This window comes from Pseudomonas sp. Pseusp18 (assembly GCF_059506005.1).
Window position 1 is genome coordinate 4,226,357 of the sequence record NZ_CP169240.1, and the last position, 18,328, is coordinate 4,244,684.

General features: G+C 59.8%; 15 protein-coding genes. 3 read left to right on the forward strand and 12 right to left on the reverse strand.

Translation table 11 applies throughout. The features are described from left to right. Window positions 1–41: 41 nt before the first annotated feature. The 6 genes from ACEN9A_RS18910 to ACEN9A_RS18935 all read right to left on the reverse strand — a co-directional run bounded on the left by ACEN9A_RS18910 (window position 42) and on the right by ACEN9A_RS18935 (window position 7,336). On the reverse strand, window positions 42–422 hold the full coding sequence (locus tag ACEN9A_RS18910) for a DUF6124 family protein (protein ID WP_258669466.1): 381 nt from the start codon (window positions 420–422) through the stop codon (window positions 42–44). A gap of 368 nt (window positions 423–790) precedes the next feature. Beyond that, the gene (locus ACEN9A_RS18915; protein WP_258669469.1) at window positions 791–1,123 is read right to left on the reverse strand and encodes a DUF2790 domain-containing protein; all 333 of its coding nucleotides are present in this window, start codon (window positions 1,121–1,123) and stop codon (window positions 791–793) included. Window positions 1,124–1,202: 79 nt separating this feature from the next. Further along, on the reverse strand, window positions 1,203–1,403 hold the full coding sequence (locus ACEN9A_RS18920; protein ID WP_018925500.1) for a co-regulatory protein PtrA N-terminal domain-containing protein: 201 nt from the start codon (window positions 1,401–1,403) through the stop codon (window positions 1,203–1,205). 237 nt (window positions 1,404–1,640) lie between these two features. Continuing rightward, on the reverse strand, window positions 1,641–4,793 hold the full coding sequence (locus tag ACEN9A_RS18925) for a CusA/CzcA family heavy metal efflux RND transporter (RefSeq protein WP_258669489.1): 3,153 nt from the start codon (window positions 4,791–4,793) through the stop codon (window positions 1,641–1,643). A gap of 40 nt (window positions 4,794–4,833) precedes the next feature. Continuing rightward, window positions 4,834–6,027, reverse strand: coding sequence for an efflux RND transporter periplasmic adaptor subunit (locus ACEN9A_RS18930; protein WP_258669492.1), 1,194 nt, complete (start codon window positions 6,025–6,027; stop codon window positions 4,834–4,836). Between the two features lie 49 nt (window positions 6,028–6,076). After that, window positions 6,077–7,336, reverse strand: a complete 1,260-nt coding sequence (locus ACEN9A_RS18935; RefSeq protein ID WP_258669495.1) for a TolC family protein — start codon at window positions 7,334–7,336, stop codon at window positions 6,077–6,079. Window positions 7,337–7,803: 467 nt separating this feature from the next. Between ACEN9A_RS18935 and ACEN9A_RS18940 the strand changes: the two genes are divergently transcribed. After that, entirely contained in the window at window positions 7,804–8,478 is a 675-nt protein-coding gene (locus ACEN9A_RS18940) for a heavy metal response regulator transcription factor (RefSeq protein ID WP_007940896.1), read from the forward strand. Continuing rightward, on the forward strand, window positions 8,475–9,884 hold the full coding sequence (locus ACEN9A_RS18945; RefSeq protein WP_258669499.1) for a heavy metal sensor histidine kinase: 1,410 nt from the start codon (window positions 8,475–8,477) through the stop codon (window positions 9,882–9,884). The genes ACEN9A_RS18940 and ACEN9A_RS18945 overlap by 4 nt, the downstream gene beginning before the upstream one ends. 82 nt (window positions 9,885–9,966) lie before the next feature. Here the strand turns inward: ACEN9A_RS18945 and ACEN9A_RS18950 are convergent, their stop codons facing one another. From ACEN9A_RS18950 to ACEN9A_RS18975, 6 genes are read right to left on the reverse strand one after another with little or no spacing between them, the layout of a single operon-like run. After that, window positions 9,967–11,709, reverse strand: coding sequence for an ABC transporter substrate-binding protein (locus ACEN9A_RS18950; protein WP_413388239.1), 1,743 nt, complete (start codon window positions 11,707–11,709; stop codon window positions 9,967–9,969). Between the two features lie 46 nt (window positions 11,710–11,755). Beyond that, window positions 11,756–12,028 (reverse strand): DUF2160 domain-containing protein, encoded by a 273-nt coding sequence (locus ACEN9A_RS18955; RefSeq protein ID WP_026345728.1) that lies wholly within the window; start codon window positions 12,026–12,028, stop codon window positions 11,756–11,758. A 10-nt stretch (window positions 12,029–12,038) separates the two neighbouring features. Beyond that, window positions 12,039–12,839, reverse strand: coding sequence for a carbohydrate ABC transporter permease (locus ACEN9A_RS18960; RefSeq protein ID WP_007940908.1), 801 nt, complete (start codon window positions 12,837–12,839; stop codon window positions 12,039–12,041). Window positions 12,840–12,847: 8 nt separating this feature from the next. Further along, on the reverse strand, window positions 12,848–13,714 hold the full coding sequence (locus ACEN9A_RS18965; protein ID WP_064618816.1) for a carbohydrate ABC transporter permease: 867 nt from the start codon (window positions 13,712–13,714) through the stop codon (window positions 12,848–12,850). Beyond that, window positions 13,711–14,826, reverse strand: coding sequence for an ABC transporter ATP-binding protein (locus ACEN9A_RS18970; protein WP_258669506.1), 1,116 nt, complete (start codon window positions 14,824–14,826; stop codon window positions 13,711–13,713). The genes ACEN9A_RS18965 and ACEN9A_RS18970 overlap by 4 nt, the downstream gene beginning before the upstream one ends. After that, complete coding sequence (locus ACEN9A_RS18975; protein ID WP_018925486.1) at window positions 14,826–15,920, reverse strand: ABC transporter ATP-binding protein; 1,095 nt, start codon at window positions 15,918–15,920, stop codon at window positions 14,826–14,828. The genes ACEN9A_RS18970 and ACEN9A_RS18975 overlap by 1 nt, the downstream gene beginning before the upstream one ends. Before the next feature lie 430 nt (window positions 15,921–16,350). Between ACEN9A_RS18975 and ACEN9A_RS18980 the strand changes: the two genes are divergently transcribed. Continuing rightward, window positions 16,351–18,231: a sigma-54-dependent Fis family transcriptional regulator gene (locus ACEN9A_RS18980; protein ID WP_258669507.1), complete on the forward strand. Its 1,881-nt coding sequence runs from the start codon at window positions 16,351–16,353 to the stop codon at window positions 18,229–18,231. Window positions 18,232–18,328 lie beyond the last annotated feature (97 nt).

The following is an 18,328-nucleotide window of genomic DNA, read 5'->3' on the forward strand; positions in this document are numbered from 1 at the left end:
CAGCCTTCGGCAGCTCCTACAGGGATTGCGTTGCGGGAGGGTTACTCAGCCGGCTCGACGTTATCCAATGCCTGATTTACCGCCAGCTCCCCTAGCATCACCACTTGAGCAATGCCCAGAAGAGTCTTGCGATGGGTCCCTTCCAGTAGCGCGGCGAAGTCACCGAGCATGACCGTGGCCGAGGACAACGATTCGCTGGCATTGGCCAGCAGGGATTCGGTATCGGCTTTGGGATTGGCGAAATACATCTGGTTGGGGGTGTAGGGCGTGGCCATAACGTGGGCGGTAGGGTTCAGGTAGTAATCGAGCGCACGTTCGGCAGCTTCGTGGAGTTTTTTGGAGTCGATGGAGGCGTAGGGAGATGTTGGGTCGGTGTCCGTAGCTGTGCTTGCTTCGGGAGGGTTTGGTGTTGGTTTTTTCATGGTGAAACTCCACTGAAAGTTGGAGCTGCCCCATTCGGTTTCCGGACGAAGAGGTGGCAGCTGTACGCAGGTTGGAAACCCGGGCAGCGGCGACCCGGTCGACCCGAAGGTCTCCCACGCACAGCCGCCATAACGGAGTGCACACATTCAAGGTGCGCAAGGATACGTCATGAAAGGCGTGTTGGCGCCACTGTTACTGATCGGGGTTTCCAGACCCGGTCGCTGAATTGGCAGCGACGTGCACAGGCTAGAGAGCGGGCGTCCGACGGACAACCTGAAAACATTGTGGGAAGCGTCTGTACTTGCGCCACATCCGTTAAACATACCGAATTGAAATACTCAACGTAGGTTGGAGGCCCTCTGTGCCCTCACCCGCCCTGTCGGCGGCAATCGCCTGCCACGGTGTATTTGATCGTATTGAGTTGGCCCTTTGAATCTTCATAGGTCATGGCAGTAGGCACCACGGCACAAGCAACTTGCGGCCGCACAACGCTCACCACTTTCACCACATCCAGTTTCATCCCGTATTCGTAGTCTTTCACCACTGGCGCAGGTTTGCCCTGGTTGGCCGCGTACTGCTCCATGGCTTTGACGTTGGCACTGAGCGCCCTCTCAAACGTCCGGTCACCGCCGCCTTCTGCCAGCGCATTCAACGACATCGCCATCACACCGACGAACGCCATCAACTTAAAAACTTTCATATCCAATACCTTCAAATCGAGGCTCAAAAAAAAGCCCACCATCGGCCTTCGATGACGGGCTAGTTCAGGTGCGACACGCTTACAAGTCTTTGGTCTTGTCGTCCTTCTTTTCATTCAACACGACGGGGTTACGCGCCTGTTCTTTGGCGACAAACGCCTCCACCGAGCGGTCATTGGCCGCCATCATTTTCTCAAAGACTCTGTCGCCGCCACCTTCAGCCAAAACAACAGAAGACATCACCAACGCCGCTGCAAACGCACTCAGTTGTACAAATTTCATGCTTGATTCCTCATTTAATTAACTAACGAGGTCAAGGTAACAATCCGAACCTTTCATGACGGTGGCGCGCAAATTACATATCCGTTATGTAACCTGAAAGGCACCTGTGGCGAGGGAGCTTGCTCCCGCTGGGTCGCGAAGCGGCCCCTCCTTCACCCAAAAAAGAAGGAGCCTGCTGCGCAGTCCAGCGGGAGCAAGCTCCCTCGCCACAGATAGTGGTATGTCTGAAACATTGGTTTAGGGGGTGGGAGTTACTTCCTCATCCCGCCGATGCGCCAACTGATACAGCGCCGGCAATATCAGCAGCGTCAGGATGGTCGAAGACAGAATCCCGCCAATCACCACCGTCGCCAACGGTCGCTGCACCTCTGCGCCGGTACCGGTTGCGAGGGCCATGGGAATGAAGCCCAGGGACGCGACCAGCGCCGTCATCAATACCGGGCGCAGACGTGTGAGCGCACCCTCATTGATTGCATCAGCGAGCGAACGCCCCTCCTCCCGCAAATTGCGGATAAACGCGATCATCACCAGGCCGTTGAGCACCGCAACCCCCGACAGCGCAATAAACCCCACGCCCGCCGAGATCGACAGCGGAATATCCCGCAACCACAACGCCATGACGCCACCCGTCAACGCAAACGGAATCCCGGTGAACACCAGCAAGCCGTCCTTGAGGTTGTTGAACATCATGAACAGCAGCCCGAACACCAACAGCAAGGCCACCGGCACCACGATCTGCAGGCGCTTGGCCGCCGATTGCAGTTGCTCGAACTGACCGCCCCACGTGGTCCAGTAACCCGCCGGCACCTGCACATCACGCTCGATGACCTCGCCCGCCTCGGCGACAAAAGATCCAATGTCACGCCCACGCACGTTGGCGCTGACGATCACCAGCCGCTTGCCGTTTTCGCGGCTGACCTGATTCGGCCCGAGCACTAGATCAAGGCTGGCGACGTCCTTGAGGGCGATGAAGCCAATCTGATCAGCCGCGCCATTCAGGGGCGCTGGCACCGGAATCAACAGTGCCGACAAACCTTCGATGTCCTTGCGCATGGCATCGGACAAACGCACCACCATGTCGAACCGCCGATCGCCTTCATACAGTGTCCCGGCCTGACGCCCGCCGACCGCCACCGCAATGGTGTCTTGCACGTCACCGACGTTGAGCCCGTAACGCGCCGCCTTGTCGCGGTCGATGTTGATGGTCAGCACCGGCAGGCCAGTGGTTTGCTCGACCTTGACCTCGGACGCGCCGTTGACCTTCTGCATGGCGGCGGCGATCTTCGCCGCCGTGGCGTTGAGCACGTCCATGTCATCCCCGAAGACCTTGACCGCGACATCGCTGCGCACGCCGGAGATCAGTTCATTGAAGCGCAACTGGATCGGCTGCGACAGTTCATAGTTGCTGCCCGGCAGCGTCGCGGCGGCTTGTTGCAGTTCGGCCATCAGTGTTTCGCGGGACTTGCCCGGATCCGGCCACTGCACCTTCGGCTTGAGCATCACATAGCTGTCGGAGATGTTCGGCGGCATCGGGTCGGAGGCGATTTCGGCGGTGCCGGTACGGGCGAACACACGCTCGACTTCGGGCACCTTGTTGAGGATCAAGGTCTCCAGACGCTGCTGCATATCCACCGATTGCGTGAGGCTGGTGCCCGGCACGCGCAAGGCTTGCAGGGCAAAATCGCCCTCACTGAGGCTCGGCACAAACTCGCTGCCCATGCGGCTGGTGAGCACGCCGCTGAGCACAATCACAGCCAGCGCCGCCCCCACCGCCATGGCGCGATGGGACATCACCCACGCCAGCGCCGGCGCATAAACGCGACGCGCGCCGCGCATGACCACGCCCTCTTCTTCCTTGACCTTGCCGGTGACAAACAGCGCGATGGCCGCCGGCACAAAGGTCACCGACAACAGCATGGCGCCCAACAGCGCGATGACCACCGTAAAGGCCATCGGGTGGAACATTTTTCCTTCGACACCGCTCAGGGCGAAGATCGGCAGGTACACGACCATGATAATCAACTGGCCGAAAATCAGCGGCCGCCGCGCTTCTTTGGCGGCCGCGAATACTTCGTGGAAACGCTCGGAACGGCTCAGTAAACGCCCGTGATGCTGCTGCGCATGGGCCAGCCGTCGCAGGGTGTTTTCGACGATCACCACCGCGCCGTCGACGATGATGCCGAAGTCGAGGGCGCCTAGGCTCATCAGGTTGGCGCTGACTTTGTTGGTGAACATGCCGGTGAAGGTGAACAGCATCGACAGCGGAATGACCATCGCGGTGATCAACGCCGCGCGAATGTTGCCCAGGAACAGGAACAGAATCGCGATGACCAGAATCGCCCCTTCCACGAGGTTTTTCTTCACCGTGGCGATGGCCTTGTCCACCAGGTGCGTGCGGTCATACACCGGCACCGCGACCACGCCTTTGGGCAGGGAACGGTTGATCTGCTCAAGCCTGGTCGCCACTGCCTGGGAGACGGTCCGGCTGTTTTCGCCGATCAGCATGAACACCGTGCCCAGTACCACTTCGCGACCGTTTTCGGTGGCGGCACCGGTACGCAGTTCGCGGCCGATGTCTACGGTCGCGACGTTCTTGATCCGGATCGGCGTACCGTCGACATTGGCCATCACGATATTGGCGATGTCGTCGGTGCTCGCCACTTGCCCGGGCGCACGAATCAGCAGTTGCTCGCCGCTGCGCTCGATGTAACCGGCGCCAACGTTGGCGTTGTTGCGCTCCAGCGCCGTGACCAGATCGGTGAGGGTCAGTTTGTACGCCGCCAGCCGTTTCGGGTCGGGGGCGATCTGGTATTCCTTGGCGAATCCGCCGATGGTGTTGATCTCGGCCACACCGGGCACGTTGCGCAATTGCGGCTTGATGATCCAGTCCTGAATCACCCGCAGGTCGGTCGGCGAGTAGGCGGTTCCGTCGTCCTTGAGCGCACCTTCCTGCGCCTCCACCGTCCACAGGAAAATCTCGCCAAGCCCGGTGGAAATCGGCCCCATCAGCGCTTGCGCACCCTCGGGCAATTGCTCCCTGGCGATCTGCAAACGCTCATTGACCAATTGCCGGGCAAAGAACAGATCGGTGCCGTCCTTGAAGATCACCGTGACCTGCGACAGCCCCGAACGCGACAGCGAGCGGGTCTGCTCCAGCGCCGGCAAACCGGCCATGGCGGTTTCAATCGGGAAGGTGATGCGCTGCTCGGTTTCCAGCGGCGAGAACCCGGCCGCGCCGGTGTTGATTTGCACCTGGACGTTGGTGATGTCGGGCACGGCGTCGATCGGCAGCTTTTGATAACTGGCGATGCCGAGGCCGGCCATGAGGAGAACGGCGAGCAGCACGATGATGCGCTGCTCGATGGCAAACTGGATCAGGCGTTCGAACATGAGAACCTTCCGGTCGAGGTTGACGGATCAGTGGGAGCCTTCAATGAGAGTGCTCGGCCGAGGCTTTGCCCAATTCCGATTTGAGGACGAAGCTGCCGGCACTGGCGACTTGCACGCCCGGCTCCAGCCCTTGGGTGACTTCCACCAGACCGGCCGCGCGACTGCCCAACTCCACCGCTTGCGCCTTGAAGCCGTCATCGGTGCGCACGAACACCGTGGGTTTGTCCTCGACGGTCTGGATCGCGGTCTCGGGTACGGCGACCCTGGCTTGGCGACTGTCGGTCGCCACCAGCGCGTTGACGAACAGGCCGGGGCGCCACGAGCCTTGCGGATTTTCCAGGGTCACGCGGACCATTGCAGTGCGGGTCTGTTCACCGAGCAAACTGCCGACGTAGGCCACGGTGCCGGCGACTTCGGCATTGAGTTCCGGGGCGCTGACGGTGACCGGTTTGCCCACTCGCACCTTGTTCAGATCCTTGGGCGAAACGCCGAACGTCACCCACACTCGCGACAGGTCGGAGAGCGTAAACGCCGCCGTGGTTTCATCGACCACCTCCCCCGGCGTCAGGTGTTTTTCCACCACCACACCGTCGAACGGCGCGCGCAGTTCATAGCGATTGCCGCCGGTGGCGACCACGCTGCCACTGAGCACGCTGATTTTTTGTCGCGCATTGGTCAGGGCAATTTCGGCTTCTTCCAATGCCTGGCGTGCCTGAAGGAAATCCTGCTCGGCGGAGATCTTGTCCTGCCACAGTTTTTTCTCGCGTTCGTAGGTGGTGCGCGCCAAGGTCAGGCGACGCTGCGCGGCAGCCTGTTCGCTGCGCTGATCAGAGATCTGCTGACTGGCGATCACCGCCAGCAACTGGCCCTTCTTCACCGACTGCCCAAGATTGACCGACACCGACTCGACCACGCCGGGCACCCGAGGCACCACGTGCGCAGTGCGGTCTTCGTCAAAGCGCACTTCGCCGGGGAACGGCAAGCCGAGGCTGATGTTCTGCGCCCGCGCTTCGGCCAGTTGAATGCCCGCCGCGGTGATCTGTTCGGCGCTCAGTTCCAGGTGCCCTTCTTCTGCATGTTCGCCGTCGGCTGCTGCGCCTTCTTCAGCGTGATCCGCGTGCTCCGCCGCTTCATCGGCGTGCGCGTCGATGGACGCATCGCCCGGCCACATCGAGCCAATACCAATGCCCAGCGCCAACGTCGCCGCAGCCACCACGATCAGTTTTTTTTCCATGGAAACTCCTCTGCGCCATGCCATCGCGCAGTGATTTGAAAGATGAAATTCAAGGGCTGACGGTGAGGTCGCCGAAGATGCGTTCGATGCGTACTCGCGCGTCCGTCGCCTCGCTGACGGCCTGGATGTATTGGCTGCGGGCGCTGATCAGGGTGCGCTGGGCGTCGAGCACGTCGAGGAAGCCGAACTTGCCCATTTCGAAGCCGCGCGTGGCGCTGTCGACCGCACTTTGCGCGGCGGGCAGGATGGTCTGGTTGAACGCTTCGACTTCGCCGTTGGCGGTCTGCCATTGCTCAAGGCTGGTCTGGATTTCCGTGCGCAAACGCAGCTCGGTGGCGTTGCGCAGATCCCGCGCCTGATCGCTGCGCCGGGCTGCCGCCAGCACGTTGCCCTGGTTGCGGTTGAACAGCGGAATCGGCATCGACAGCCCGACCACGTTGACCCGCTCGCGCTCGGTTTCGTTGTATTGACTGCCGATGCTCACAGTCAGATCTGGAATGCGCTGCGACTTCTCCAGACCCAATGAGGCTTCGCGCTGATCGATCTGCAATTTGGCCAGACGCAGTTCGGCGGTCTCGTTCAGGCGCTCCAGCAATCGGCTCGCCGGCGGCACGGTGGGCATGCTTTGCGTGGCCGCTTGCACGGTGGTCGAGGCTGGCAACGGTGCGCCCATGACCTGCGCCAATTGTTGATAGGCGTTGGCCTGATCGCGTTCGGCGCGGCTCAGCTCCAGGCGCACTTCCAAGAGTTGCACTTGCGCCCGAGTGCCTTCGACCGGCGATGATTTACCGGCCTCGATGCGTCCTTGGGCGACGCGCAAACCGTGTTCGGCGAGTTGCAGCGACTGACGCGACAACTGCAAGCGTTGTTGCGCGGTCCGGGCGCTGTTGAACGCCTGAATCACATCGGCGCGCAAGGCATTGCGCTTGCGCTCCCATTCGATCCCGGCGGCGTCCTGCGCGCGGCTGGCGACGTCGATCCGTGCGCTACGTTTGCCGCCCAGTTCGATCGGTTGGCTGAGCATCAGCGTGGTGGTTCGCGAATCGCGCCGGGTGTCTTCAGCCTCCCATGACACTTCGGGGTTGGGGATCAGACCGGCCTGTTTGCGCTCACCCTCGGCGATGCCGATTTCCCACTGCGCAGCCGCCAGATCCGGGTTACCGGCGAATGCTGTTTGCAGGGCTTGATCGAGGGTCAGGGTCGATGCATGCACAAGACCCGTGCCGGCCAGCAATACAACGCTGGCCGTCACTGTCCTCGCTGTTTTTTTCAGGCGTGATCGCGCCGTCCGTTCTTTTAAACCGGGCAATGGAAGACTTCCTTTATTCAAGAATCTTTGATGCCGCCACGGTAGGGTTTTGAACTTATCGGCAAGGTGACTGGAACATTACAAATCCGTTATCCGCGGCATGTAGAAGTTGTTTTGATTTAGGATGCGAAGTGCGAAAGACGACATAGCAATACATGGAAACAAATACGCGGTAGTTATCTGCCAAACAGCACTTGCCTGAATGTGGCGCATGGGCATTCGGGTTTGCTTGCTGCGACAGGCTGTCGCAGATCGCCATATTCAGGGCTCAAGACCCAGCATTTCAGTTGACCCTGTAGCCACTACAGCCTTTACCTTGCACGCCATCACACAGGAAAACCGCTGTAGGAAACCAGCAACTCACAACCCCCAGCCATTATTCAAATCCGTCCGGAAGCCCCTACAAAAACAACAACTTTCCCGGCCACCTTAATTAAATATCCATTAAATAAAAGTGGTGATAGATCATGCGAATCCTTGTCGTCGAGGACGAGCTTAAAGCTGCCGAATACTTGCATCAGGGACTGACGGAAAGTGGTTATATCGTTGACCATGCGGCCACCGGCGCCGATGGACTGCATCTGGCGCAACAGCAGGCGTATGACCTGGTGATTCTGGATGTGAACCTGCCGGAACTCGATGGCTGGGGCGTGCTGGAACAATTGCGTCGCACCCATTCCACCCGAGTGATGATGCTCACCGCGCGCGGGCGTCTGGCCGACAAGATTCGTGGTCTGGATCTGGGTGCCGACGATTATCTGGTCAAGCCATTCGAGTTTCCGGAATTGCTGGCGCGGGTGCGCACGCTGATGCGCCGCAGCGAAAACATCCCGGTGCCGCAGGTGCTCAAAGTTGCCGACCTGGAACTTGATCCGGGCCGTCACCGCGCCTTTCGCGGCGAGCAGCGCATCGACCTGACCACCAAGGAGTTCGCCCTGCTGCATCTGCTGATGCGCCAGTCCGGCGAGGTGCTCACCCGTACCCAGATCATTTCGCTGGTGTGGGACATGAATTTCGACTGCGACACCAACGTGGTCGAAGTGTCGATCCGGCGTTTGCGGGCGAAGATCGACGACCCGTTCGACAGCAAACTGATCCACACCCTGCGCGGCGTCGGCTATGTCCTGGAGGCGCGGGAATGAAGCCGGCCAGCCTGTCGATGCGCCTGGGCCTGACGGTGAGTATTCTCGGCGCGCTACTGGTGGTGTTCCTGGCGATCCTTGCCTACTTTGCCCTGACCCATGAGTTGAACACGTTATCCAGAAACAGCCTGGCCCAGAAGGTGGAACAGGTGGAACACAGCCTGTCGCTGTACGCCGATCCCGCAGAAATTCGTTCGGCGCCGCACATTCTGCTCGATCAGGTCATGGGCCATGACAACCTCACCCTGACGATTTATGACCGCAGTAACTTGCGCACGCCTCTGTTGAAATCCGGCTCCGGCATGGCCGACCCGCGCCTTGAACGCAAGGCAGTACTGGCTGCCGACGAACCACTGGCGTTCTCCGACGGTACCGACGATCAAGGCAAGCACTACCTGACGGCCTCTCGGTTGGTCCGCATCAAGGACGGCACCCGCGTCCCGGTGCTGCTGTCGATGGACGATGCCCACAATCAGGCGTTGCTCAGCGCCTATTTGCGCTCGACGCTGATTGCTTTGCCATTGCTGCTGATCTTCATCGGCCTCAGTGCCTGGGCCGCCGTACAGCGGGGGCTGATGCCGTTGCGCGAGTTTCGCAAAGTGGCGGCGATGGTCTCGACGCAAGACCTCGACCATCGGTTGTCGGTGCTCGACATGCCCCAGGAACTCAGTGAACTGGCCCGGGGGATCAACGTCATGCTGGATCGCCTCGACAATGGTGTGCAGCAGTTGTCGCAGTTCTCCGATGACCTGGCCCATGAACTGCGCACGCCGATCAACAATTTGATGGGCAAGGCACAAGTGACGCTGTCCCGGGAACGCACGGCCGAGGCGTACAAAAACGTCTTGGTGTCCTGCACCGAAGAACTGGAGCGCGTCGCGCGGATTGTCTCGGACATGCTGTTTCTGGCGCAGGCCAGTAACCCGGCAGCGCTCACGTCCTTCGAGCCGGTCGCCCTGAAAGAAGAAGCCGAGAAAGTGGCCGACCTGTTTTCCTTGTCGGCGCAAGACAAGCGCATCAGCCTGAGCGTGACCGGCGCCAGCGCGCGGGTATTGGGTGACCGCCTGATGATTCAACGGGCGATCTCGAACCTGCTGTCCAACGCCCTGCGCCACTGCCCGGCCGGGCAAACGGTTTCGCTACACATTGAGCAAGAGGCGACTCAGGTTTCGCTGCGGGTCAGCAACCCTGGCGCGGGCATCGAAGCGCAGCATCTGCCGCACCTGTTCGACCGCTTTTACCGGGTCGACAGCAGCCGCTCCCGCTCGCAAGGCAGCACCGGACTGGGCCTGGCCATCGTGCGCTCGATCATGAGTTTGCATCAGGGAGTGGCCGAGGTTGAAAGCCTGCCCGGTGCGATGACCGTGTTCAGACTGGTTTTCCCCAAAGACGAAAATGCAATGTAGGTCACCGCAATACCTGGCGGTGGGACAGGCACAAAGTAAAACGGCACCTTTCGGTGCCGTTCGCGTTTCACATGACAGACAATTACTTACGCGCATCCGCCCATGATTTCAGCAGTTCGTTGTAGCTCACAGTTTCACCCTTGGGCTTCTCGTTGGCCAGTTTCGGCTTCGGTGCGCCCGGTTGGTCGAACCAGTATTGCGCGTCGCGTTCCGGGTTCATTTTCGGCGCGCAAGTGGCCTGGGCCTTGGAGCGTTCCAGACGGGTCATGATCGCGTCCTGATCCTTGGCCAGACCATCGAGCGCCTGTTGCGGGGTTTTCTCGCCGCTGGCGGCTTCGGCGATGTGGCTCCACCACAACTGCGCCAGACGCGGATAGTCCGGCACGTTGGTGCCGGTCGGGGTCCATTGCACCCGCGCCGGGCTGCGATAGAACTCGACCAGGCCACCGAGCTTCGGCGCCAGGTCGGTCATGGCTTGAGAGTTGATGTCCGACTCGCGGATCGGTGTCAGGCCGACGATGGTTTTCTTCAGCGACACGGTTTTCGAGGTCACGAACTGCGCGTACAGCCAGGCCACGAGTTTCTGTTTCTCAGGCGTGGACTTCATGAATGTCCAGGAGCCCACGTCCTGATACCCAAGCTTCATCCCCTCTTCCCAATACGGCCCTCGCGGCGACGGCGCCATGCGCCACTTCGGCGTACCGTCGGCGTTCACCACCGGCAGGCCCGGTTTGGTCATGTCGGCGGTGAACGCGGTGTACCAGAAAATTTGCTGGGCGATGTTGCCCTGGGACGGCACCGGGCCGGATTCGGAGAAGGTCATGCCCGCCGCTTCCGGTGGCGCGTACTTCTTCAGCCAGTCGACGTATTTGGTGGTGGCAAACACCGCTGCCGGGCCGTTGGTATCGCCTCCGCGGGTCACGCTGGAGCCGACCGGATGGCAGTCTTCGACACGAATGCCCCACTCATCCACCGGCAAACCGTTGGGCAAGCCCTTGTCACCGCCGCCGGCCATGGAGAACCAGGCATCGGTAAAGCGCCAGCCCAGGGACGGATCTTTCTTGCCGTAGTCCATGTGCCCGTAGACCCGCTTGCCGTCGATTTCCTTGACGTCTTCGCTGAAGAATTTGGCGATGTCTTCATAGGCAGACCAGTTCACCGGCACGCCCAGTTCATAGCCATACTTTTCCTTGAACTTGGCTTTCAGGTCCGCCCGCTCGAACCAGTCGGCGCGGAACCAGTAGAGGTTGGCGAACTGTTGATCGGGCAATTGATAGAGCTTGCCATCGGGCGCGGTGGTGAAGGAGGTGCCGATGAAGTCCTTGATGTCGAGGGTTGGCGAGGTGAAGTTTTTACCTTCATTGGCCATCAGGTCGGTAATAGCTTCAGTCTTGCCGTAACGGAAATGGGTGCCGATCAGGTCCGAGTCGTTGACCCAGCCGTCATAGATGCTCTTGTCCGACTGCATCACGGTCTGCAGCTTTTCCACCACATCGCCTTCTTGCAGCAGGTCGTGGGTGACTTTGATCCCGGTGATCTCGGTGAAGGCCTTGGCCAGCACCTTGGACTCGTATTCATGGGTGGTCAGGGTTTCCGAGACAACCTTGATGTCCATCCCGCGAAACGGCTCGGCCACCTTGATGAACCACTTCAATTCCGCGAGTTGCTGATCGGCCGTCAGGGTGGACGGTTTGAATTCGCCGCCGATCCACTTCTTCGCGGCGTCTTCGTAGGCATCAGCCCAGGCCGATGCGCTCAAACCGCTGAGTGCCAGCATGGCTGCCAGTGAAATGCTATGTCGCAGCTTATTGTTTTTATCGAACATAAGACCTCCTTTATGGGTTTCGGAGCAACATTGCCGAGCGATTCGACTAGCCCCAACGCATCACAGCCAACAGCCACACCAGGGACAACGCGAACGCTATCCAGATGCTCCAGTCGGTGACGCCGATTACCAGCAAATGCAGGTAGGCGCTGCCGAGAAGACCGATAAACAGCCGATCGCCACGGGTGGTGGTAATCGGCAGAAAACCTTTTCGAAGAATGCTTGGCGAACGCAACTCCCAAGTCGTCATGCCCACCAGGATCAAGGCTATGACGCCGAAGAACGCCGCCGTCGGGCTGGTCCAACTCATCCATTCCATCATCAGTTCCTCATACCCGGCCCAGGGCAAAGCCCTTGGCCACGTGGTTGCGAACAAACCAGATCACCAGCATGCCCGGCAGGATGGTCAACACCCCCGCCGCTGCCAGCACGCCCCAGTCGATGCCGGAGGCCGAGACCGTGCGGGTCATCACCGCGGCGATGGGTTTGGCGTTCACCGATGTCAGGGTTCGCGCCAGCAACAGTTCGACCCAGGAAAACATGAAGCAGAAGAACGCCGTGACACCGATCCCGGAGCCGATCAGCGGAACGAAAATCTTCACGAAGAACTTGGGAAAGCTGTAGCCATCGATGTAGGCGGTTTCGTCGATTTCCTTGGGAACGCCAGACATGAAGCCCTCAAGAATCCACACTGCCAGCGGCACGTTAAACAGACAGTGAGCCAACGCCACCGCGATGTGCGTGTCGAACAAGCCGATCGAGGAATACAGCTGGAAGAACGGCAGCAGGAACACCGCCGGCGGTGCCATGCGGTTGGTCAGCAGCCAGAAGAACAGGTGCTTGTCGCCGAGGAAGCGATAGCGCGAAAACGCATACGCCGCCGGCAACGCCACGATCAGGGAAATGATTGTGTTCATGCTGACGTAGTACGCCGAGTTGAGGTAGCCGGTGTACCAGCTCGGGTCGGTGAAGATCACCTTGTAGTTGGCGAAAGTGAAATCCTGGGGAAACAGGGTCAGGCCGCCGAGGATTTCGGTGTTGCTCTTGAAGGACATGTTCAGCAGCCAGTAGATCGGCACCAGCAGGAACAGGATGTAGACCAGCAGTGGAATCAGCTTTCTCTTGCTCATGGCAGGCCTCACCGATTGGCGTCAGAGTGAGTCATGGCGGTGTAGAACAGCCACGACACCAACAGGATGATCAGGAAGTACACCAGCGAGAAAGCCGCTGCCGGGCCGAGGTCGAATTGCCCTACGGCCATTTGGGTCAAGGTCTGACTCAAGAAGGTCGTGGCATTGCCCGGACCACCACCGGTCAGCACGAACGGCTCGGTGTAGATCATGAAACTGTCCATGAACCGCAGCATCACCGCGATCAGCAGTACGCTCTTGAGCTTGGGCAACTGGATGTGCCGGAACACCGCCCAGGCCGACGCCCGATCGATCCGTGCCGCCTGGTAATACACGTCCGGAATCGCCCGCAGCCCGGAGAAACACAACAACGCCACCAGCGACGTCCAGTGCCAGACATCCATCACCAACACCGTGACCCAGGCGTCCATGGTGTTGGCCGCATAGTTGTAGCTGATGCCCATGCCGTTGAGGCTGGACCCGAGCAAGCCGATGTCGGCCCGGCCGAAAATCTGCCAGATGGTACCGACCACGTTCCACGGGATCAGCAGCGGAATCGCCAGGATAATCAGCACCAGCGACGACCAGCGGCCCTTGATCGGCATGGTCAGGGCGATGGCAATGCCCAACGGAATTTCGATCAACAACACGCAGGCGGAATAGATGAACTGACGCAGCAGCGAGTCATGCAACCGTGGGTCGAGCAGCACCTGTTTGTACCAGTCGGCGCCGACGAAATAGCGGCTGGACTGGTCGAAGATGTCCTGCACCGAGTAGTTGACCACGGTCATCATCGGGATCACCGCACTGAACGCCACCAGCAGGAACACCGGCAACACCAGCCACCAGGCCTTGTTGTTCTGCACCTTGTTCATGGCTGCACCTCGTTAATGGCTTTCGCTTCCAGCAAATAATCATCGGCATAAACCATCAGCCATTGCCCCGGGAAACTGATGTACGCCGTGCCGTCGGGCACCGGTTTGTCTTCGGCCAGGCGTACTTTCAGCAGAACGCCGTCGAGGTTCAGGGTCATGATTTTGTAGGTGCCCAGGTCCTCGACGTGTACGACCTTGGCCCGCAACGCGTCATCAAAGGCCTCCTCCCACACATGAACGAACTCCGGACGGATGCCGACCTTCAGGGTTTTCCATTGGCTGTCGGCGATGCGTTTCTGCATCGCGTCGGACAATGGCAAATGAGTCCCGGCAAAACCGACACCGCCGGCCTGCGGCTGGACGTCGATCAGGTTCATCCCCGGGCTGCCGATGAAATAACCGACAAAGGTGTGGCTCGGCCGTTCGAACAATTCCCGTGGCGTACCGAACTGCACGATCTGCCCGCCGTACATCACCGCGATCTTGTCGGCGAAGGTCGAGGCTTCGAGCTGATCGTGGGTGACGTAGACCATGGTGATGTTGAACTGCTCGTGGATCTGCTTGAGCTTGCGCCGCAGCTTCCACTTCAGGTGCGGGTCGATCACCGTCAGCGGTTCATCGAAGAGGATCGCCGACACGTCATCGCGCACCAGCCCACGGCCCATGGAGACTTTCTGCTTTTCATCGGCGGTGAGGTTACGCGCCTTCTTGTGCAGCAACGCCTGAAGGTCGAGGACTTCGGCGATTTCATGCACCTTGCTGAAAATCTTCGCTTCGACCATGCCCTGATTGCGCAGCGGGAAAGCCAGGTTGTCGAACACCGTCATGGTGTCGTAGACCACCGGAAACTGGAAAACCTGGGCGATGTTGCGCTTTTCCGGGGTCAGTTCGTTGACCACTTTACTGTCGAACAACACCTGGCCCTGGGACGGGCTGAGCAACCCGGAAATGATGTTGAGCAAGGTCGACTTGCCGCACCCCGATGGCCCGAGCAGCGCATAGGCGCCGCCCTGTTCCCAGACGTGGTCCATCTCGCGGATCGCGTAATCCTCGGGGCCGGTCGGTGTGTGGGTGTAGCTGTGGGCAAGGCTCTGCAAACGGATTTCGGCCATCAGGCAACCCTCGCAATACGGCGACCGGGCGCCTGGACCAGCCGCCCCTGCATGTCGAACACAAACAGTTTATGAGTCGGGATATAGATGCGAATCGGCGCATCGACGTCGTATTCGTGCACCCCCGGCAAGTGCAGCACCAACAGGAAATACTCGTTGCGCACATGGAGGAAGGTTTCCGAACCGCTGATCTCGGCCACCTCGACGGTCACCGCCAGTTCCAGATCGTCGTCGTTGCTCGGCACCAGCGAGATATGGCTGGGACGCACGCCGAAACGGAACTCGCCCTCGCCCACCGGACGCAGATCGACGTTCAACGGGAAGTGCACGAAATTGGCGAAACTGACTTCGTTGCCGGCAATGCGCCCCGGCATCAGGTTGATCGGTGGCTCGGAGAACAACTCCGCCGCCAGCACGGTTTGCGGCTGGTGATACACCTCGGAGGACTTGCCGCTCTGAATCACCCGGCCTTCGTGAAGAATCGTCGTGGTGCCGCCCAGCGCCAGGGCTTCGTTGGGTTCGGTGGTGGCGTAAATCGCGATGGTATTGCGCGCCTTGAACAGCTCGCGCATTTCCTGGCGCAGCTCTTCGCGCAGCTTGTAGTCGAGGTTGACCAGCGGCTCGTCGAACAGAATCAGCTCGGCGTCCTTGACCAGCGCCCGGGCCATGGCCGTGCGCTGCTGCTGGCCGCCGGAGAGCTCCAGTGGATGGCGCTGGAGAAACTTCTCGATGCGCAGCATCTTCGCGGTTTCCAGCACTTTGCTCTGGATCAACTCATTGGCAACGCCGCCCTGACGCAGCGGCGAGGCGATGTTCTCGAACACCGTCATGGTCGGGTAATTGATGAATTGCTGATAGACCATCGACACGTTGCGCAAACGCACCGGGCGCTGGGTGACGTCGACGCCGTTCATCAGGATGCGACCGCTGTCGGGCTTGTCCAGACCGGCCATCAGGCGCATGAGGCTGGTTTTGCCGGACAGCGTGCGACCGAGCAAAACGTTGAACGATCCGGGTTCGAAATTAAGGCACGCATCGTCGATCCAGGTCTGGCCTTCGATGGTGCGGCTGACGTGTTCCAGGATTAGTGACATGGCTCGGCCTTTTTTTATTTTTTGAGTCAAGCGACCGGAGCTACATAGCGACATCCGTGCCAAAAATCTCAAGCGTTTGATTTTGCTGGAAATTCCTTCAAACAAGCTAAAAATCGCATTCGTTGCTGAACAGAAATGAACAACCACGAATGAACAATTGAACAGTTCAACGATTGACAATGAACAAATGTGAACAACACTCTACGGATGCTTTAGCAAGACGATTACTCGAATCCCCCACATCCTGTGTAGCAGCTGGCGAAGCCTGCGTTCGGCGACGCAGTCGTCGTAAGACCTGTTTGCGTGGTCGTCCTGATACACCGCGACGCCTGATTTCACGACGACTGCGTCGCCGAACGCAGGCTTCGCCAGCTGCTACATGAAGCGTGTTACTCATAACAAAAATAATAATGCCCAGAGATCGACCGCCATGGCCGTACCTGTCTCAAAGCGCTCCCACGATGCCATCATCCAGGACTCCTGGTCCCGCTGCCGCGCGTTCGGGCTCGATCATCAGAGCGCTCCGGCGTTCGATCAGCTGCCGGCAGACGGCATCGCCCACTTGCTGGAGAGCCAGCATTCCCTGGTGCAAACCACCCATCAGGAAGTCCTGCCGTATTACGAAAACATCCTCAGCAACTCCAATTGCCTGATCATGCTCGCCGACAATCACGGCCAGGTGCTGACGTCGTGGGGCACCCAGCGTTTCATCGAGCCGAGCCTGACCCGCGGTTTCAGCGTCGGCGCCAGCTGGATGGAGCATTGCAGCGGGACCAATGCGATCGGCACCGCGTTGGCCTGCGAGCAGGCCGTGCACATCGAGCACGATGAGCATTTCCTCAAGGCCAACCGCTTCATGACCGGTTCCGCCGCGCCGATTTTCGATGCCGAGCGCAAGGTGATCGCGGTGCTGGATGTGTCCAGCGACAGCTACCTGCCGCCCTCCCACACCCTGGGCATGGTCAAGATGATGAGCCAGACCGTGGAGAACCGGCTGATCCTCAACCTGTTCCACGGCCAGCATTTCCAACTGACCTTCAACACCGGGCTGAACAACCTCGACAGTCAATGGGCCGGGCTGTTGATCTTCGATGAAACCGGCCAGGTGCTGTCGGCCAATCGCCGGGCCGACAATCTGCTGGGCATCAGTCTGTCGCGGGTCAGCGTCGAAAGCCTGTTCAAAGTTTCGTTGATGGAGCTGCTGAATCAGCCGGACGGCCTGCCGTTTTCCCTGCAAGCATCAGGAAGCAACCGTTTCCAGTGCGTGCTGAAACGACCGAAACAGGCGTCGATTCAGGCGCGGCTGTTTGCAGAAAAAAAGAGCACTGAAACGAAAAGCCCTGAAATAAAGTGCACTGAGCCCGCCCTGGCAGCACCCGCCGCAATCAGCCTCAACACCCTGCACTTCGGCGACAGCCGCGTGGAAAAAGCCGTGCGCCAGGCCGAGCGTTTGCTGGAGAAGGACATTCCATTGTTGATCCACGGGGAAACCGGGGTCGGCAAGGAAGTCTTCGTCAAAGCCCTGCACCACGCCAGCTCACGCAGCAAACAACCATTCATTGCCGTCAACTGTGCAGCGATCCCCGCCGAACTGGTGGAGTCCGAGCTGTTTGGCTACGAGAAAGGCGCGTTCACCGGCGCCAACCAGAAAGGCAGCATCGGGCTGATCCGCAAGGCCGACAAAGGCACCCTGTTCCTCGATGAAATCGGCGACATGCCGCTACCGACCCAGGCACGGCTGCTGAGGGTGTTGCAGGAACGTTGCGTACAACCGGTGGGCAGCAGCGAGTTGTTCCCGGTGGACATCCGGATCATCTCGGCGACCAACCGCTCATTGCGCGAGCAGGTGCAGTTGGGGCGGTTTCGTGAGGATTTGTATTACCGCATCGGTGGTTTGACCCTGGAACTGCCACCGCTCAGGGAACGCAGCGACAAGCAGGCACTGTTCAAGCGCTTGTGGGAACAACACCGCGAACCGTCGCAGTGGGCCGGGTTGAGCCCCGAGGTGTTGGAACTGTTCAGCCGCCATCCGTGGCCGGGGAATTTGCGCCAGGTCAGCAGCGTGATGCAGGTGGCGTTGGCCATGGCCGAAGAGCAACCCGTGCGACCGGAGCATTTACCGGATGATTTTTTTGTCGATCTGGAAATGGAGCCGGTGGATACGCCGGAGCCGATAGCCGTTGATTTGAATGATGCCGAGGCATTGAATCGGCAGTTGCAGGCGGCCGGGGGGAATATCTCCCATTTAGCCCGCAGGCTCGGGGTTAGCCGGAATACCCTTTACAAGCGATTGCGCCAGACAGGCGACTGATTGATCGTTCCCACGCTCCGCGTGGGAATGCAGCCCGGGACGCTCTGCGTCCCATGCCGAAGCGGACGCGGAGCGTCCATTGAGGCATTCCCACGCA

Bases quoted from the DNA above. Each gene is read 5' to 3' on its own strand.
- ACEN9A_RS18910 (WP_258669466.1), bottom strand. From the start codon at position 422: ATGAAAAAACCAACACCAAACCCTCCCGAAGCAAGCACAGCTACGGAC.
- ACEN9A_RS18915 (WP_258669469.1), bottom strand. From the start codon at position 1,123: ATGAAAGTTTTTAAGTTGATGGCGTTCGTCGGTGTGATGGCGATGTCG.
- ACEN9A_RS18920 (WP_018925500.1), bottom strand. From the start codon at position 1,403: ATGAAATTTGTACAACTGAGTGCGTTTGCAGCGGCGTTGGTGATGTCT.
- ACEN9A_RS18925 (WP_258669489.1), bottom strand. From the start codon at position 4,793: ATGTTCGAACGCCTGATCCAGTTTGCCATCGAGCAGCGCATCATCGTG.
- ACEN9A_RS18930 (WP_258669492.1), bottom strand. From the start codon at position 6,027: ATGGAAAAAAAACTGATCGTGGTGGCTGCGGCGACGTTGGCGCTGGGC.
- ACEN9A_RS18940 (WP_007940896.1), top strand. From the start codon at position 7,804: ATGCGAATCCTTGTCGTCGAGGACGAGCTTAAAGCTGCCGAATACTTG.
- ACEN9A_RS18945 (WP_258669499.1), top strand. From the start codon at position 8,475: ATGAAGCCGGCCAGCCTGTCGATGCGCCTGGGCCTGACGGTGAGTATT.
- ACEN9A_RS18950 (WP_413388239.1), bottom strand. From the start codon at position 11,709: ATGTTCGATAAAAACAATAAGCTGCGACATAGCATTTCACTGGCAGCC.
- ACEN9A_RS18955 (WP_026345728.1), bottom strand. From the start codon at position 12,028: ATGGAATGGATGAGTTGGACCAGCCCGACGGCGGCGTTCTTCGGCGTC.
- ACEN9A_RS18960 (WP_007940908.1), bottom strand. From the start codon at position 12,839: ATGAGCAAGAGAAAGCTGATTCCACTGCTGGTCTACATCCTGTTCCTG.
- ACEN9A_RS18965 (WP_064618816.1), bottom strand. From the start codon at position 13,714: ATGAACAAGGTGCAGAACAACAAGGCCTGGTGGCTGGTGTTGCCGGTG.
- ACEN9A_RS18970 (WP_258669506.1), bottom strand. From the start codon at position 14,826: ATGGCCGAAATCCGTTTGCAGAGCCTTGCCCACAGCTACACCCACACA.
- ACEN9A_RS18975 (WP_018925486.1), bottom strand. From the start codon at position 15,920: ATGTCACTAATCCTGGAACACGTCAGCCGCACCATCGAAGGCCAGACC.
- ACEN9A_RS18980 (WP_258669507.1), top strand. From the start codon at position 16,351: ATGGCCGTACCTGTCTCAAAGCGCTCCCACGATGCCATCATCCAGGAC.